The 15,645-nt window shown below is 71.3% G+C and carries 14 protein-coding genes, 1 pseudogene and 1 riboswitch; of the genes and pseudogenes, 6 read left to right on the top strand and 9 right to left on the bottom strand.

Annotated elements, in window-relative coordinates; all coding sequences use genetic code 11:
- The first annotated feature begins 340 nt into the window (after window positions 1–340).
- Window positions 341–1,276 carry a hypothetical protein gene (locus tag ACZ37P_RS06145; protein ID WP_467345094.1) on the top strand — a complete coding sequence of 312 codons (936 nt, stop codon included), beginning with the start codon at window positions 341–343 and terminating at the stop codon, window positions 1,274–1,276.
- A gap of 70 nt (window positions 1,277–1,346) precedes the next feature.
- On the opposite strand, the gene ACZ37P_RS06140 is transcribed toward ACZ37P_RS06145, so the two are convergent.
- Window positions 1,347–1,982 (bottom strand): N-acetylmuramoyl-L-alanine amidase, encoded by a 636-nt coding sequence (locus ACZ37P_RS06140; protein ID WP_467345235.1) that lies wholly within the window; start codon window positions 1,980–1,982, stop codon window positions 1,347–1,349.
- Between the two features lie 643 nt (window positions 1,983–2,625).
- Window positions 2,626–2,798: riboswitch (cyclic di-AMP (ydaO/yuaA leader) on the top strand.
- An 11-nt stretch (window positions 2,799–2,809) separates the two neighbouring features.
- Here ACZ37P_RS06140 and ACZ37P_RS06135 point away from each other — a divergent pair.
- On the top strand, window positions 2,810–4,138 hold the full coding sequence (locus ACZ37P_RS06135) for a M23 family metallopeptidase (RefSeq protein ID WP_467345092.1): 1,329 nt from the start codon (window positions 2,810–2,812) through the stop codon (window positions 4,136–4,138).
- A 107-nt stretch (window positions 4,139–4,245) separates the two neighbouring features.
- Here the strand turns inward: ACZ37P_RS06135 and ACZ37P_RS06130 are convergent, their stop codons facing one another.
- Together ACZ37P_RS06130 and ACZ37P_RS06125 are read right to left on the bottom strand one after the other, a co-directional pair.
- On the bottom strand, window positions 4,246–4,794 hold the full coding sequence (locus ACZ37P_RS06130) for a hypothetical protein (protein WP_467345090.1): 549 nt from the start codon (window positions 4,792–4,794) through the stop codon (window positions 4,246–4,248).
- A 145-nt stretch (window positions 4,795–4,939) separates the two neighbouring features.
- The gene (locus ACZ37P_RS06125) at window positions 4,940–5,242 is read right to left on the bottom strand and encodes a hypothetical protein (protein ID WP_355336261.1); all 303 of its coding nucleotides are present in this window, start codon (window positions 5,240–5,242) and stop codon (window positions 4,940–4,942) included.
- Between the two features lie 540 nt (window positions 5,243–5,782).
- Between ACZ37P_RS06125 and ACZ37P_RS06120 the strand changes: the two genes are divergently transcribed.
- From ACZ37P_RS06120 to ACZ37P_RS06110, 3 genes are all read left to right on the top strand, one after another.
- The gene (locus ACZ37P_RS06120; protein ID WP_467345089.1) at window positions 5,783–7,030 is read left to right on the top strand and encodes a sensor histidine kinase; all 1,248 of its coding nucleotides are present in this window, start codon (window positions 5,783–5,785) and stop codon (window positions 7,028–7,030) included.
- Between the two features lie 11 nt (window positions 7,031–7,041).
- A complete protein-coding gene (locus ACZ37P_RS06115) occupies window positions 7,042–7,689 on the top strand; it encodes a response regulator transcription factor (RefSeq protein WP_391042790.1) in 648 nt (215 codons plus the stop codon).
- A 475-nt stretch (window positions 7,690–8,164) separates the two neighbouring features.
- Window positions 8,165–9,256: a hypothetical protein gene (locus tag ACZ37P_RS06110; RefSeq protein ID WP_467345087.1), complete on the top strand. Its 1,092-nt coding sequence runs from the start codon at window positions 8,165–8,167 to the stop codon at window positions 9,254–9,256.
- 199 nt (window positions 9,257–9,455) lie between these two features.
- Here the strand turns inward: ACZ37P_RS06110 and ACZ37P_RS06105 are convergent.
- Window positions 9,456–9,770: pseudogene (locus ACZ37P_RS06105) on the bottom strand (TMEM175 family protein); the annotation flags it as partial.
- A 99-nt stretch (window positions 9,771–9,869) separates the two neighbouring features.
- Window positions 9,870–10,589: an HNH endonuclease gene (locus ACZ37P_RS06100; protein WP_467345086.1), complete on the bottom strand. Its 720-nt coding sequence runs from the start codon at window positions 10,587–10,589 to the stop codon at window positions 9,870–9,872.
- 153 nt (window positions 10,590–10,742) lie between these two features.
- Here ACZ37P_RS06100 and ACZ37P_RS06095 point away from each other — a divergent pair, with 153 nt between their 5' ends.
- The gene (locus tag ACZ37P_RS06095; protein WP_401309627.1) at window positions 10,743–11,936 is read left to right on the top strand and encodes a DNA cytosine methyltransferase; all 1,194 of its coding nucleotides are present in this window, start codon (window positions 10,743–10,745) and stop codon (window positions 11,934–11,936) included.
- Here the strand turns inward: ACZ37P_RS06095 and ACZ37P_RS06090 are convergent.
- The 4 genes from ACZ37P_RS06090 to ACZ37P_RS06075 all read right to left on the bottom strand — a co-directional run bounded on the left by ACZ37P_RS06090 (window position 11,871) and on the right by ACZ37P_RS06075 (window position 15,577).
- Window positions 11,871–12,320 carry a very short patch repair endonuclease gene (locus ACZ37P_RS06090; RefSeq protein WP_355336271.1) on the bottom strand — a complete coding sequence of 150 codons (450 nt, stop codon included), beginning with the start codon at window positions 12,318–12,320 and terminating at the stop codon, window positions 11,871–11,873. The two genes, ACZ37P_RS06095 and ACZ37P_RS06090, sit on opposite strands and share 66 nt — an antisense overlap.
- Before the next feature lie 128 nt (window positions 12,321–12,448).
- Entirely contained in the window at window positions 12,449–13,405 is a 957-nt protein-coding gene (locus ACZ37P_RS06085; protein WP_467345083.1) for a NaeI family type II restriction endonuclease, read from the bottom strand.
- Window positions 13,406–13,512: 107 nt separating this feature from the next.
- Entirely contained in the window at window positions 13,513–13,659 is a 147-nt protein-coding gene (locus ACZ37P_RS06080) for a hypothetical protein (RefSeq protein WP_467345081.1), read from the bottom strand.
- 244 nt (window positions 13,660–13,903) lie between these two features.
- Entirely contained in the window at window positions 13,904–15,577 is a 1,674-nt protein-coding gene (locus tag ACZ37P_RS06075; RefSeq protein ID WP_467345233.1) for a PrsW family intramembrane metalloprotease, read from the bottom strand.
- Between the last annotated feature and the right edge of the window lie 68 nt (window positions 15,578–15,645).

Here is a 15,645-nt window from a genome sequence, read left to right as displayed (position 1 = left end):
GCCTTACGCGTGCGTGCGCGCCACGCCCAGGGTGGCTCCGACCGGGCGGCCGCACCAGCCGCGCGGGTGCGGGCGCGGGCACCACGCGCTACGTACGTCGGTGTGACTCGCGTACGGGTGGCCCGTCGCGGGTGGCGACCCACCGTTTGGCCGCGCACCCGCGTGCACCACGCGCCACGTACGTCGGTGCGGCCCGCATACCGGTCGGCCACACGCGCGTGGTCACGTACCCGCGACCGGGCCCCGTGGCCGTGAGCGCCACGCGCCCACGTACCCCCGCCATGGCGCGCTCATCGCCGGGCATCAAGCCCGGCCCGCCCCGACTTTCTCGGAGAGTTACATGTCCGCTGCCCACTTGATCGTCGTGTCTTTGCCGGGCAGTGGGACGCCGGTGGTGGCCGGGATCACCGGCGCGCTCGGGTATGCCTCGCTCGGCACGATGAGCGGAGATCAGTCGGCCGGGCCGCGGCAGCCCGGTCCTGGCGAGGTGTATTCGCTGCTCACGGCCGCCTACGGTCCCGAGAGGGCCGCCCGCCTGCTGAACCCGAATCCGAGTCCGAACCCGAATGTGGAGCCCGCTTTTCACGAGGCGGTCAGCGCCCTGTGGCGGGTGTGGTGGACGCGCCTGGGCCAGCCGGTCACGCACGGCTCACCCGTGGACCCCGGCGCCGAAGCCCGGCTGGCCCGGCTGCCCGCCGCCGAACTGCTCGATCTGCTGCCGGGCAGGGGCTGTTGGTACGTCACCGGCCTGGACCTGCGCCGGGCCGACGCCGACCTTCTGCGCGTCTGGCACTCCGGCGGACGGCCGCCGATCGTCTTCCACCACCGGGACATCCGCGACCGGATCATCAGCCAGATCCGCGCCCTCACCCGGCCCGAGGGCCAGGTGGGCTCCCTGCCGGAACACCTCGTCTACCGCGACATCCTCACCGCCCTGCCGACGCTGGACGCCCGTATCACCCTCGCGCTGACCGACCCCGGCTTCCCCGGCATGCACGAGGCCCGCCGGAGCCAGTGGCTCCTCCGCCACCCGGCGGTCTGCGTGATCACCGACGAGGAACTCGCGGGCCCCGCGCGCGAAGAGGCACTCGCCCGCCTCCTGCGCGCGACGGGCCACACGTCCCTCCCGGCCACCGCACTCCCCCCGCTGGCCGCCCCCGGCGACGTACCGCCGGACACCGGCCGCGCGCTCTTCACCCCCGCCCACGACCGGCTCCTCCGCCTCCACCACGGCGACCTCCTGCCTCCCCTGGACGCGGCCGCGTCCACGAGGTGAAGGCCGCCGTGCGCTCGGGCACCGTCCCCCGATTCCGCGCCGAATCCGCGCGGATTCCGCGCCGGAGGCGTCAGGTGCCGTTGACCAGGCGGATGTAGCGGACCCAGTCCCAGTTGGGTCCGGGGTCGGTGTGGTCGGTGCCGGGGACCTGGACGTGGCCGATGATGTGGTCGCGGTCCTTGGGGATGCCGTACTTGTCGCAGATCTCGGCGGTGAGGGCGGCCGAGGAGTGGTACATCGCGGTGGTGAAGTAGGCGGGCTGGTCGACCCAGCCCTCGTGCTCGATGCCGATGCTGCGGGTGTTGTAGTCCCAGTTGCCCGCGTGCCAGGCGACATCGCGCTCACGGACGCACTGGGCGACGGCGCCGTCGCCCGAGCGGACGACGTAGTGGGCCGCCGCCGCGTGGGAGGGGTCCTGGAAGAGGCTGATGGTGTCGGTGAAGGACTCCTGGGTGACGTGGATCACCACGAGGTTGATCGGGTAGGTCGAAGTGCGGTTGGACGCCGTGTAGTTGCCGGAACTGGCCGGGGTCCAGGAGGCTGACGGGTAGTCCACGGTGGCGGCCGACGCGCGGCCGATCCCGGACGTCAGGTCCGCCGTGACGCCGACGGTGACGGCGGCCCCGAAGGCGAGGGTGCCGCGCAGCAGCGAGCGCCGGGTGGGCGTCTCCGCCGCGAGCGGGGGCCCGGCGTGGGCGCCGGGTATGCGCCCGGGTGAGCCGGTGGGTTCGGTGCCGGAGACGACCCCGGACGGGACCGGGACCCCGGACACGACCCCGGACGTACCCGTGGACGTCACGCCGGGCGTGCCCGAGACGTCGACTTCGCGCCCAACCTGGCCGGATTCACCGGCCGGGCTCAACGGGCGTGACGGCGGGGGTACTTGGGGGTCGCTGGGGCGTGCCATGAAAAGCTCCCTTGGGCGTCATGGAGAGGACGAGTGCATGACAGAAGTGCGGGGCCTGCTCATGGTGGGGTCCGGGTGCGTGACCTGCCAAGCGATTCGCGAATTGGCAGAGGTCCACACCGGTGGCGAGACCGCGGCGGCCCCGTCGCCGCCCGTTGCTTGGCTGCCGGACCCCGGCCGTCGGTCGACGCCGTACACAGCCGTGCACACGGAATCGGCGCCGCGCCCTGACCGTACGTAATCGAACCATCCCCCTGTGCATAACAACTGACACACACTCACATCACTACCCGGCCACATCCGGTGCCGGGTTTACCCGTATCACGCACTCCGTGACCGTTTGGTTCCCGACGTCAACTCTTTGATTCGGCTTGGAAAACGACCCCGGCTCTATTAACGTTCGATAACGCAGCGCGGTTGTCACCACCGCCACAGAGGCGGCACCGCGCGCTTGCCGAATCCCGTCCGCGGGAACCGGGGACCCGCCCTCCTGCTCGCCACACCCTGGCGTACGGGAGGGGTCCAATGGGGTGAATCGGGCAGCATCCAGGCCCGTAGGAGACCTTCCTGCTCCGAACCCGTCAGCTAACCCGGTAGGCGACAAGGAAGGAAAGGAGTGCGCCCGCGTGGCGTCCAACCAGCCTGCCTACGCTCCCGCCCCGGCGGCCCCAGCGGCCGATCCCCCCGGCGAGTGGGACGACTGGAATTCTCCAGGGGATTCCGCCGCCTCTGCCGAAGCCACTGCTTCTGCCTCTGTCGCTGCCCCTGCCGAAGCCGCCGCGTACGTCGCGGCCCAGGGCGACCCCGGTGCCGCGGGCGCGCAGGGTGGATACGGCGCGTACGGCGTTCAGGGCGCGAACCGTCACCGGCTTCCGCGCCAGCGCTCCGTCGGCTCCGTGGCCCGTGGCTCGACCGTCCTCGGCGTCGCCGCGATGGCCGCCGTAGGGGCCGGGGGCGTGGCCGTCGCGGCCGACGCCGTACCCGCGCCCATAGCGGTCCCGGACCTGCCGGAACTCCCCGACTCCCTTGACCTGCCCCCGAGTTCGACCGGGGTGTCGCCCGCCGGTTCCCCCGGCGTCTCGGCGCTGCCCACAGCCGGTGACTTCTTCGGCGCGGCGGTACGGGACGTGTCGGCCCCCGACATCTCCGTGAGCACGGCCTCCGTGAGCACGGCCGCCGATACGGCCCCCGACTTTGCTCCGGCTACGGACTTGGTTCCGGCCACGGACTCCGCGCCGGTTTCGACCACGGCTCCGACCGCCGTCGTGGCCGCCTCCTCCGTCGACGTCGCGCCGTCCGCCGCCCCCGTGCCCACCGACCCCGGTGAGGCCCTGCGCGCCCGCATCATCGACGAGGCCACGCGGCAGCGGGACGCCGCCGCGCGGGCCGAGCGCGAGGCGGCCGAGAAGGCGGCGGCCCAGCAGGCCGCCCGCGAAGCCGCCGCGCAGAAGGTACGCGAGCAGGCCGCCGCCGCGAAGGCCGCGGCGGAAGCACAGGCCAAGGCCGATGCCGAGGCCGATGCCAAGGCCGAGTCCGAGCGCCTGGCCCACCTCGCGGTCTCGTACCTCAAGCCGCTCGCCTCGTACACGCTCACCGACAGCTTCGGCGAGGCCAGTTCCCTGTGGGCCAACACCCACTCCGGCCAGGACTTCGCCGCTCCCACCGGCACCCCGGTGCACGCCATCCACACCGGTACGGTCACCTCGGCCGGGTGGGCGGGCTCGTACGGCTACCGCGTGATCCTCACCCTCGATGACGGCACCGAGCTGTGGTACTGCCACCTCTCCACCATGGTCGTCACCTCCGGAGAGGTCATCACCGGCGACACCATCGGGCGCGTCGGCGCCACCGGCAACGTCACCAGCCCCCACCTCCACCTGGAGGTCCGCCCCGCCGCCGGGGCCGCCCCCATCGACCCGGCCGTCTGGCTCCGCGCCCACGACATCGCCGTCTGAACCATCCGGGACGGTCCCGCTCCACCCGGGACCGCTCCTCCGGTTAACCCCGACGGCCCTGGCGCTCCCCCCCCGACGCCAGGGCCGTTGGCATGCGGCTCGCTCGGTCAGCCCTTCCGGTCCAGCGTCGCCGACAGCACGGCGATACCCGTCTCGCCCTCGTCGAACTGGCGCAGGACATCCGCCAGCGTGGCGGCGGCATCGGTGTGCTCGATGACGAGCAACGGCTGCGCGCCGTCGTCCTGGACCGCCGGTACGAAGTCGGTGACGATCTCGCCCCGCAGCAGGACCAGACGGTCGGCGTCGAGCGGATCGCGGGCCAGCCCGGCGAGGTGCGTCCGCAACTCGTCCGTCTCGCCCAGATCGGCGTCCAGCACCGCGTGGTGCGACAGCACCGTCACGGCCAACCGCTCGCCGATCCGCTCATAACGCGCCGAGAGGTCGTCCGGCAGCACATAAAAGACGCCCTCCTCGCCCTCGTGCCCCCGGTTCAGCAGCAGACGGATCATCCGCTCCGCCGGGTCGGGCGAGTCCAGACCGAGGTCCAGAATCACTTCCACGCCGTCCGGATCCACCGACGGGATCGCGCCGATCCATATCCGCGCCGACCCGGAACCGGCGGCCCCGCCGCCGCTCGTGACATCGTCGTCGTCCATGCGCGGCATTCAAACACGCGGCTCTCAGCCGCGCGGGCCCGTCACGGCCGGGGCGTGGTCTCAGGGGTGGCGGCGATGTCGGCGTCGGGCCGCGACCGCCCTGGGCGCGTCGCCCGCGTCGGCGTCCGCGTTCAAGCGCGCCGCCTCAGCCGCGTCGGCCTGTCACGGCCCAGGACGCGGCGGCCACGCCACCCGCGACGGTGAAGACGGCGGGCCAGGCGCCGAGCTTGCGGGCGAGAGGGTGCGAACCCGCGAAAGCGGCCACGTAGACGGTGGTCAGCGTCGTGGCGACCGCCGGTCCCGAGCGCGCGTGCCACTCGCGGGCCGCGAGCGTGCCCGCCGCCGCGAGGGCCACGCCCCCAAGGGCCCGCTTCCGCGTCCACCGGGCCACCCCGTAGCCGCCGATCAGCCCGCCCGCCGCCACCACACTCGCCGGAACCCCAGCCATCCCGTCCTCCTCCTCACGCACCAACCCCGAAGCCTTGCCTCCGAGGCTAACCGCCCCTCGTCCGCCGCCTCCGCGAGGGGGTCCGCGACCAGAGGCGGCGAGTCGCCCTGTCCGGTGTTTGGGGACGGGAGCCGAGGCTGGCGGTGTGCCAGGGGCGGTGAGTGAGCCCGTCCGGTGTTTGGGGACGGGAGTCGAGGCTGGCGGTGTGCCGGAGGCCATGAATCAGCCTGTCCGGCGTTTGAGGACGGGAGTCGAGGCTGGCGGTGTGCCAGATGCCATGAGTCAGCCTGTCCGGCGTTTGAGGACGGAGGCCGAGGCTGGCGGTGGGCCAGATGCCATGAATGAGCCCGTCCGGCGTTTGAGGACGGAGGCCGAGGCTGGCGGTGGGCCAGATGCCATGAATCAGCCCGTCCGGCGTTTGAGGACTAGCCCCAGCGGCAATGAGCGCCCACCCGTCGACCACGCCCCGCCGTCCGGCACCCGAGGGCGGATAGGGGACGGTTCCCCGGGCGAGCCCCCCGCCGCCCCTACCCTCGGGGAATGACCGACGCCGACCTCCGTACGGAGGGCCGCCCGGAGGGCCGTACGCCCCGCGACTGGGCCGTGGACGCGGCCGCGCTCTGCTTCGCCGTACTGGTCGGCATGGTGGTCTACGGCGTCGCGGCGAAGCACGAGGACCGGCCGGTGTGGATCCAGGCGGTCGACCTGCCGCTCGGCGCGCTCGCGTGCGTGTCGCTGTGGTGGCGCAGGCGGTACCCGATGGCCGTGGCGCTGCTGGCCGTACCCGCGTTGGCGCTGTCCAACAGCGTGTTCGGCGCCGGGATGGTGATCACGGCGAGCCTGGCGCTGTACGAGCCGCTGCGCCGTTCGCTGCCGGTGCTCGGGCTGTTCGTGGCCGCGTCGGTGCCGGACGCGCTGCTGCTGTCGGACCCGCACGGCACCGACTGGACGGCGGCGGCCTTCTCGGTGGCGTACTACCTCGTCTCCTTCGCCTCGGGCAGCGCCCTGCGCAGCCGACGCCAACTCCTCGTCCGGCTGCGGGAGGACGCGGTACGCGAGCGCGCCGACCACGCGCGGCGGCTCGCCGACACCCGCCGCGCCGAACGGACCGCCATCGCACGGGAGATGCACGATGTGCTGGCGCACCGCATCTCGCTGCTGTCCGTGCACGCGGGCGCGTTGGCGTACCGGACGAGGAGCGCCGGCGGCCCCGCGCTGGACGCCGCCGAGATCGAGGCGAGCGCCCGCGTCATCCGGGACAACGCCCATCAGGCGCTGGAGGAGTTGCGGGAAGTGCTGCTCGTGCTGCGGACGGAGGACGAGGGCACGGCCGCGCCGCAGCCACGGCTAGCGGACGTGGCCGTGCTGGTGGCCGAGGCGCGGGCGGCCGGCCAGGACGTGCAGTTCCACGACGACGTGGACGCCGCGCTCGCGTCCGACCTGCGCCCGCAGGTCCAGCGCACCGCCTACCGCGCGGTGCAGGAGGCGCTGACCAACGCCCGTAAGCACGCGGCCGGTTCACCCGTGACCGTACGGCTGAGCGGCGCGCCCGGCGCGGACCTCACCGTCGAGGTGACCAACCCGCAGGCGTACGAGGCGACTTCGGGGCCGCCGCGCCCGATCCCCGGTTCCGGCACCGGTCTTGTGGGCCTCGGCGAGCGCGTCGCCCTGGACGGCGGGACCCTCGAACACGGCCGTGCCGACGGCGTGTTCACCGTACGGGTACGGCTACCGTGGCCCGCGACATCAGCGCGTGATCCCCGGCAGCGGGGGAAGGGCGAGGCGTGAGGGGCGACGGCATGATCCGGGTACTTCTGGTCGACGACGACCCGCTGGTGCGCGCCGGGCTGAAGATGATGCTGCGCGGCGCCGACGGCATCGAGGTCGTCGGCGAGGTGGGGGACGGCGCGGCCGTACCCGGGGCCGTACGGCAGCACGGTCCCGACGTCGTCCTTATGGACATCCGCATGCCGGTCATGGACGGCATCACCGCCACCCGCGCCCTCACCGGGCGCGACCCCGCGCCCCAGGTCATCGTGCTGACCACCTTCGGCGCCGAGGACACCGTCCTGGAGGCGGTACGCGCGGGCGCGGCGGGCTATCTCCTCAAGCACACCGAGCCGGAGGAGATCGTCGAGGCCGTACGCCGGGCGGCTCGCGGCGAACCCGTCCTGTCGCCGTCCGCCGCCCGTGCCCTCATCGCCCACGCGGCTACCGGGTCCTCTTCCCGCGCCGACGCCGCCCGGCAGCGGCTCGCCGACCTCTCCGAGCGCGAGCGCGACGTCGCCCGGGCCGTCGCGGAAGGGCTCTCCAACACCGAGATCGGCGCGCGGCTGCATGTGTCGGTCGGGACGGTCAAGGCGCATCTGTCCAGCGCGCTGGGGAAGGCCGGGGTCGAGAACCGGATTCAGCTCGCGTTGCTGGCGCATGACGCGGGGGAGGAGTGAGGGGGCGGTGCTCGCGGCGGTCCCGTCCCGTAGCGCCTCCGGCGGGGATGCGGGCCGGTGGGTGTACGGGGCCGGTCGGTGGGTGTACGGCACGGGCCCGGTGGGTGTACGGGGCCGGTCGGTCGGAGTACGGCACGGGCCGGTCGGTGGGTTGACGGGTCTGGCCGGTCGGACGGCGGGTCTGGCCGGTAGGCCGAGGCCGTGAACGGGGCGGGTGCCTAGCGTCGGAGGTATGCCTTCCGATGACGCAGTACGGACGTCTTTGCCGCGGGCCGCCGCTTCCGCCTCGGGCCCGGGGGCCGAGGCCGGCCGGGGGACCGTATCCGACCCTGGGGCCGACTCCCGGCCGGGGACCGTATCCGACCCCCGGACCGTATCCGCGTACCGGCCGCCGGCCGACCCGCGCCCGGCCGACCCGCGCCCGCACGACCCGCGCCCGCACGACCGGCGCCCGCATCACCGTCTCCGGCTCGCGGTGGCCCTCTTCTTCCTCTCTCCCCTGATCGGGGAGTTCCTGCTCGGCAACCAGCCGGTCACCGCGCTGCCGTCCGTCCTGATCCTCGCGCCGATGTACGGCGGCGGCGCCGTACTGATCCGCGAGTGCGCGCGGCGCCTCGGCCGGGGCTGGCCGACGATGATCGTGCTCGCGGCGGCATACGCCCTGGTCGAGGAGGGGCCGATCGACCAGATGCTGTGGAATCCGCACTACGGCGGGTTCGACATGGCGGGCGCGTACGCGGGGACGTACGTGCCGTTCCTCGGGACGAGCGTCGGGATGATCGAGGACGTGCTGTCGATCCACACGGTCTGGAGCGTGTGCGTGCCGATCGCGATCGTGGAGACCTTCGCGTGGGGTGGCGGGCGCGCGGGACGGGAGATCCGGCCGTGGCTGGGCAACATCGGCCTGCCGCTGGTCGCCGCGGCCTTCGTCGCCGACTCGCTCTTCCTCGCCGTCGCGCAGCAGCACAGCGAGCACTTCATGGCCTCGCCCGCGCGGCTCATCGGCTGCGGCGCCGTCATTCTCGTACTGATCGCGCTGGCCTTCACGCTCCCCGCCCGCCCGGCGACCCGCCCGACGGCCCGTACGCCCCGCCCCTGGCTCGTCGGCGCCACGGCCTTCGCCGCCACGTCCCTCTACTGGGCGCGCGGCGGCCTGCTCCCCTCCGGCGTCCCCGACTGGACCGACCCCGCGCTGTGGCTCCTGGCCGTCGCCGCCTTCGTACGCCTCGCGCTCCGCTGGTCCCGCAGCCCGGCGTGGTCCGCCGCCCACCGCTTCGCGCTCGCCGCGGGCGCCGTCCTCACCTACGCCTGGGTCGGCTTCACGCAGTCCTCGACTCTCGACGTCTCCCTGTCCCTGGCCCTGACGGGAAGCGCCGTCTTCGCCCTCGCCGCCCTCGTGCTCCTGGCCGCCGCCGCCCGCGCCCTCACGCGCCGCGCAACTCCCGGTCGCCCCGCCCCCAGAAACGCCGGTACACCCGCCGGGCCAGCAGCGGACCGAGAATCCACAGCACCCACGCGTGCGTCGTCGCAAAGAACACCGGAATGGACAGACCGAACCCGACGATGACCCCGTACGACCCCTCGTTCCCGTCCACCCCGGCGCCCGTCCCCGTGGGGTTCAGCGTCTTCAGGTAATACGTCAGGGCGAGCAGCGTGACATTCGCCAGCACCTGCAACAGCGCGTAGAAGCCCCACCGCAGCGCATGCGTGGCGACGGTGTCGTGCCCCTCCTCGATCAGCATCTTCGTCGCGAACGGATTCAGGATGATCATCATCAGCCACACCATGTTGATCTTCCGCAGCCGCGTATCGACCCGCAGCGCCGTCCTGAACACCCTGTGGTGCTCGCCCCACGCCATCGCGATCACCACGAAACTGATCAAAAACGCCAGGTAATGCCCGTCATCCGCCCGCACCGAGTGCCAGAACTCCGACACGTCGTGCCCCTCCGGCACCGGCAACTCCAACGCGAGCAACGTGATGGCGATCGCCACCACCGCGTCCGAAAACAAAATCAGCCGCTCCGCCGCCCGCGTCTCATGCCCTTGCTCGTTCTCCGAAATATCCGTCTCCCCACACACCGCGACGCCCCAAAGACCCCGCACTCACCACTAAAACCGCCCCAGTAGACCACCCCACCCCACCCCCCACAGTGCGATGCCGCACCTACGCAAGGAGGGTCAGTTCGTCAGAAGTGCGCGGAGAGCCGTCGGGGTCCGCCACGGCTCCTCGGGGCTTGCACTGCGGTGGCACATGCGGTGGCAGTTCGAGCAGAGCAGGGCGAGGTCGTCGAGCGACGTGGTGGTCTCCCCGGAAACGTGGAGAGGGAGCGTGTGATGCACCTCGATGTAGCCGTCGCCAAGGCTGCCGTATGTCTCAGCGAAGCTGAAGTCGCACACTTCGCAGCGCAGGCTGCCGCCGGCTGCGAGCACGGACTTGATCTTCCTGGCCCGGAGCTTCGGATCCCGCTCCCTCGCGTGGTGGAGCCGAGCGAGCAGCCGGCCTTCCGGCGCGGCTTCGTCGTCTGGATCCGGTGGCTCGGCAGGGAGCTGAAACGGACCGTTGACGGCTACGTTCCGAATCCGCTCGGCGGCGGCCAGCATCTCCTCGGGCCGGGCGATGAAGGCGGCCACGACTTCCTTGTCCAGGCGTCCGCCCCGGGTCGGCGGGCCCTGGTAAGACGGGTGAGCCGTGGCCAAGTCCGTCGTCTTGCGGCTGACGCTTCCCGTGGAGCGGAACTTGACGCTGCGGGTCTCGACCGGGTGGAGGGGGAGCACTTGCAGCAGGTCGGACAAGTCCATTACCTGGAGGTCGTTCTCGCGAAGTTCCTTCCAGCCGTTCTGCACGACGAGGGCGCATGCGAGGAGGAGTTCATCCCGCTGCCAAGAAGGGTTCCGCATGCGCCTTATCGTAGGACTGCTCGCTGTGGCGTGACGGGTGCCCGAAGACTGCCGTCCGCTGCGCGACACTTGAGCGGATTGTCAGTGGGGTCTGCCACCCTCTGTGACAGTGAGATGCAAGACGCTCACACGGCGCGACTGGGATGAGGGTGCATGACGAGCATTGAGCCACAGTTCACCTCGGTGGAGATCTGCGCCGGAGCAGGCGGCCAGGCGGTGGGCCTGCACCGGGCGGGGTTCAAGCACCTTGCCCTGATCGAGATCGACCCGAATGCCTGCCAGACGCTCAAGGACAACGTCGAGGGCAATCCGAAGTGGGACGGCTGCAAGGTCATCGAGGCCGATCTCACGAAGTTTGACCCACGCCGGCTGAAGCTCAAGCCAGGAGTACTCGACCTGTTGGCGGGCGGCGTCCCGTGCCCGCCGTTCTCGGCGGCAGGCAAGCAACTGGGCCACGAGGATGAGCGTGACCTCTTTCCTACGATGCTTGACCTGATCGGCTTCCTGCAGCCGAAGGCCGTGATGATTGAAAACGTCCGGGCACTCCTGGAACCGCCTGAGAAGTTCCGTAAGTACCGCGAAGACGTCATCGAGCACCGCCTCAAAGAGGCTGGATACACGATCTGCTACTGGAAAGTGCTGGAAGCACGGGACTACGGGGTTCCGCAGCTTCGGCCGCGGGCGATTCTCGTAGCGATGAAGCCGGAGTATGCGAAGCACTTCGCCTGGACTGAACCGGAGCACACCAAGCTGCTCACGGTTGCGAAAGCCTTGGCGAAGTCCATGCGTGAGCGCTACCAGGCCAGCGGGCAGGACCCTCGCTGGAAGGGTCTTTACACCGCCCGCTGGGAGACCGCTTACAAGAAGTGGCTCAAGGCCGCGAAGACCGGCACCGTGGCGCCCACGCTGGTGGGCGGATCAAAGAAGCACGGCGGAGCGGATCTCGGCCCCAGCCGGGCGAAGGAAGCCTGGCGGAAGCTCGGTGTGTGCGGGCTGGGCGTCGCGAACGATCCGTCGGACCTTCAGGATCCGGAGCGGGACCTCTACGCGGAGCGCGGTCCCAAGCTGACCGTGCTGCAGGCAGCGACCATCCAGGGATTCCCCGAGGACTGGAAATTCTCCGGCCGGAAGACGGCGGCATACCGCCAGGTGGGGAACGCCTTCCCGCCGCCTGTCGCCGAAGCCGTCGGCAAACAGATCGTCGCCGCCTTGGCCGCGGGGAAGCGTGAGAAAGACGCGCAGATCGAGAAGGACTCCGCTCTCTTTGAAGTCTCCGCCCCGTCAGCTCCTGCTCGCACGCATCTTGTCAACCGTGGCGGCGATCGTGAGCGCGCAGGCGTCCGGTGACTCGTGCTCCCAAAAGCGCAGCGCCGTCCAGCCGGCTTCAGCGAGCCGTTCGTTCGTATCCCGGTCCCGCGCCATGTTCCTGGCGACCTTCTCTGACCAGTAGCCCGAATTGGTCTTCGGCGACACATAGTGCTCCGGGCAGCCGTGCCAGTAGCAGCCGTCAATGAAGACGGCGACCTTTGCCGGCCGGAACACCAGATCCGCCGTCCGGCGAAGGTCGGGCAGGGGGCGCGCTGAGACGCGATAGCGCAGCCCCCGCGCATGCACCAGGCGCCGTATCAGCCACTCCGGCCCCGTATCCCGGCTCCGGATAGCCTGCATGTTCCGTCGGCGGCTCTCAGAAGAGGCCCAGGAACCCGGCGGTGGGGACCAGTCGTCCGTCAACCTGCTCTCCCCCCTTGAGGCACGTACGCCCCGGATGCACAGTTCGGCCTTCAGCCGTCCAGAGGCACTCAACGGTACCGAGCCTACGGGTGGGCTGGCCGAAGACATTGCGCTGGCAGTCAGCCCGTTCACTTGGTGTGGGTAGGGAGCAGCGGAGCCGCCTGGGGCGGTTCGCCCGGCAGGGCGCAGGCCCAGCGGCGTTCACTGAGAACGACGGTGGGCCGGAGGGTCTCCGCCGGTCCGACCTCAACGACACGAACGCTGACGAACTCGCCCTCGCGGGGTACCGGTATGTCCAGTTGCTCGGCGATCCGCCTGTGGCTCTCGTAGTCGCCGATGATGAGGATGCCGTCCCTGCGCAGTGCGCTCCGCGAACCCCCATTGCCGCGGACCCGCTTCATGTAGTCCTTCTGCTGCGCTACCGTCCGCACGACGTTCCGTCCGATCCGGCGCTTCTGGACTCTCCGGAAGAGTTCGTTCAAGCGCGCCTGCCCAGATGAGGATGCGAACACTGCTTTCCGGTCGGTCGGATCCATGTGGAGCAGTACATTCTCCGGGAGTTCCGCATCGCGCCATAGCCACGTGATCTTTTCCCGTTGTTTGGAGTTGACCGTCTGCTTGAGGTCCCGGTTGTTGCCCTGGTTCAGCAACTCCGCCCTGATGCGCACCAGGCCGGCGCTCCACCGGCTCTTGTAGTCATCAGCCCAGACGAGCAGGCACAGATGGCCAATTGCCTCCGGCGGAATCATCCAGCCGCCGAAGGTCTGGGAATACTTGCAGTCCACGTCGACGCCCGCGATTTTGTAGTCCATGGCGTCACCGTCAGCAAACCGGAACTCCCGCTGGAGATTGATCTCTACGACCGTGCCCGCATGCGTCTTCTCCGTTTTGAAGAGCGTCTTCCAGTCGTAACGGCCTGTGCTCTCCCCGTCGAGGAGTTGGTCGATGGTGTTCCGGAGCACTGTTGCGAACCGGAAGCCCGAGGGATCCGCCGCCCGGAGCGCTTCCACAACGGCCGCAAGCTCGGGGTCGTCCTGGTCGGCAGACGCGATGTTCGTGGCAGCCGAGTGGTCGAGGGGGAGCAAACGTATACCTCCTTCAGCCTGAGCGGCTTGCGAACGGCCGGGGCCGACGGGGACGTTGCCGTCGCCGAAGGCGCAGTCGTGCTGGGCGCGCTAACGGGGCCGTCAGCCTACCGATGCTCCGGGCCCTGCGGGTAAGGGCGCGAGACGGCGGCGGGCAGCGGCAGGTTGGCGCCTTGGGCGACCACGGTGGAGTTGTCGCCCGTACCCCGCTCGACGATCGCGACGGCCGTCCCCGACGGCGCGGGGTTGACCACGAGGTGCGTGGTGGCGACGCACGCGGCGGCCAGGTCGGCGCGCAGGAACTCACCGGCGTTCGTCGTCCCGCGTGCCGCACAGCAGGACGGCTACGGTGTTCGACGCCTTGCGGGCCGGATCGCCGGCCAGGCTGTTGCGCAGGCTCGCGGACCCGGTGACAACTCGCCGCGAGCGAGGGCAATGCGGGCGCGGTGTGAGCCATGGCGGAGGCTGGGGCGACGCGGTGGGCGCGAGGTGCGGAGATTAACGGTGCTTGCCGGGTCCGGGGGCGCCCCACGTGCCCGGCGCCTGCGCGTGCCATGCGCCGGGCGCACCCCACTGGCCGGGCGCCTGGCCGTCCCACGGCCGGGGGCCCCACATCGGGGCCTGGCGCGGATGCGGGAAGGGCGCCGCCCAGGCGGCGGGCGGGAGGTGCGGCGTCGCGGCCTGGGCGAGCGGGATTCGCACCAGGGACTTGCGCTGCCAGAGGTGATGGAGGAGTTCGGCTTCGCGCGCGGTGAAGTCCGGCGCGGGCATGCCGCGGGTGGCCGCCGCGCGCAGGAAGGCGAGGTGCGTGGCGAAGGCGGTGTAGTCGCGTACCGCGCGCGCCCCGCTCTCGCCGTAGTAGCGGCGCGCGGTGTCGCGGGCCTGGCTGCGGGCCTTCATCGAGGCCAGGGCGGTCGGCTCGGGGAGCGTCAGCCAGCCGGCGGCGGCGTAGACGGGGAGGTTGGTGCGGATGGTGCGCAACTCGCGGGCGCGGGCCCAGAAGGCGAGCCAGACGACGAGGCCGAAGACCGGGATCATGACGGCCACGTAGACGGTCAGGAAGCCGACGGGCGAGAGCATCGAGGAGCTGTTCCACAGGCCGTGCAGCACCATCGCGAGCAGCCAGCCGCCGAGCGGCGCGAGCCAGCGCCACACACTGCGCGGGCGGCTGGTGGCGGCGATGGCGAAACCGATGCCGGTCATCGCCGTGAAGAGCGGGTGCGCGAAGGGCGTCATCAGGACGCGGACGAAGAAGGTCGCGGCGGTCGCCGAGTCGAGTACGGAGGAGCCGAGCGCCTTGTCCTCGCCGAAGGCCGAGCCGATGTACAGGATGTTCTCGGTGAAGGCGAAGCCGGTCGCGGCCAGCCCCGCCAGCACGATGCCGTCCACGACGGACTCGATGTGACGGCGCCGGAAGAGGAAGAGCAGCAGGAGCGCGGCGCCCTTCGCCGTCTCCTCCACCAGCGGCGCGACGAAAGTCGCACCCCAGTGGTCGGTCTGCGTCGGAGTCGCGGAGAAGGTCGTGGCGATCAGCTTGGCGCCGTACTCGTTGGCGAACAGCGCGACGAGGGTCGCCGCGCACGCGCCCCAGGAGAAGGCGAAGACCACGTTCTGCCAGGGGCTCGGCGCCACGTGGTCGAGCCACAGGAACGCCCAGACCAGCAACGGCACCGGCAGGACGGCCAGCACCAGGCCGACCAGGAAGCTCTCGGTGCCTATGTGCTGGCGCACGACCGCGAGGATGATCACACCGCAGACGGCCAACGCCGTGAACAGCGCGCCCGTACGGACCGCCCGGCTCTCCCAGAACGGACGGCGGGGCGCGTACTGCCAGGTCTCGGGAGCGGGCGCGGGCGCGAATCCGGGCGGCGGCCCGGCGGGTGCGGCCTCCGACGCGTCGGGACCGGATACGTCGGGACCGGATACGGCGGCACCGGATACGTCGCGACCGGATACGTCGCGACCGGATACGTCGCGACCGGATACGTCGGCACCGGATACGTCGCGACCGGATACGTCGGAACTCGATCCGGCGGAACCAGATCCGTCGAAGCCCGATCCGGCGGTCCCGGACTGCGGTCCCGGCGCGGCGGACCCGGGCGGCGACCCCGACGCGGGCAGGGCAGCGGCCTCCTGAGGACCCGCGGCCCCGGCAGCCGGGTGCGAAAACATGGACACCCGTCGACAGTACGGGGGCCGGGCGGCCGTACGCGAGGGTGCGTCGGCATCGGTTCGCGCAG

The sequence above is a fragment of the Streptomyces sp. NPDC024632 genome (genome assembly GCF_055559175.1).
This window is presented reverse-complemented; position numbering and strand designations above follow the sequence as displayed.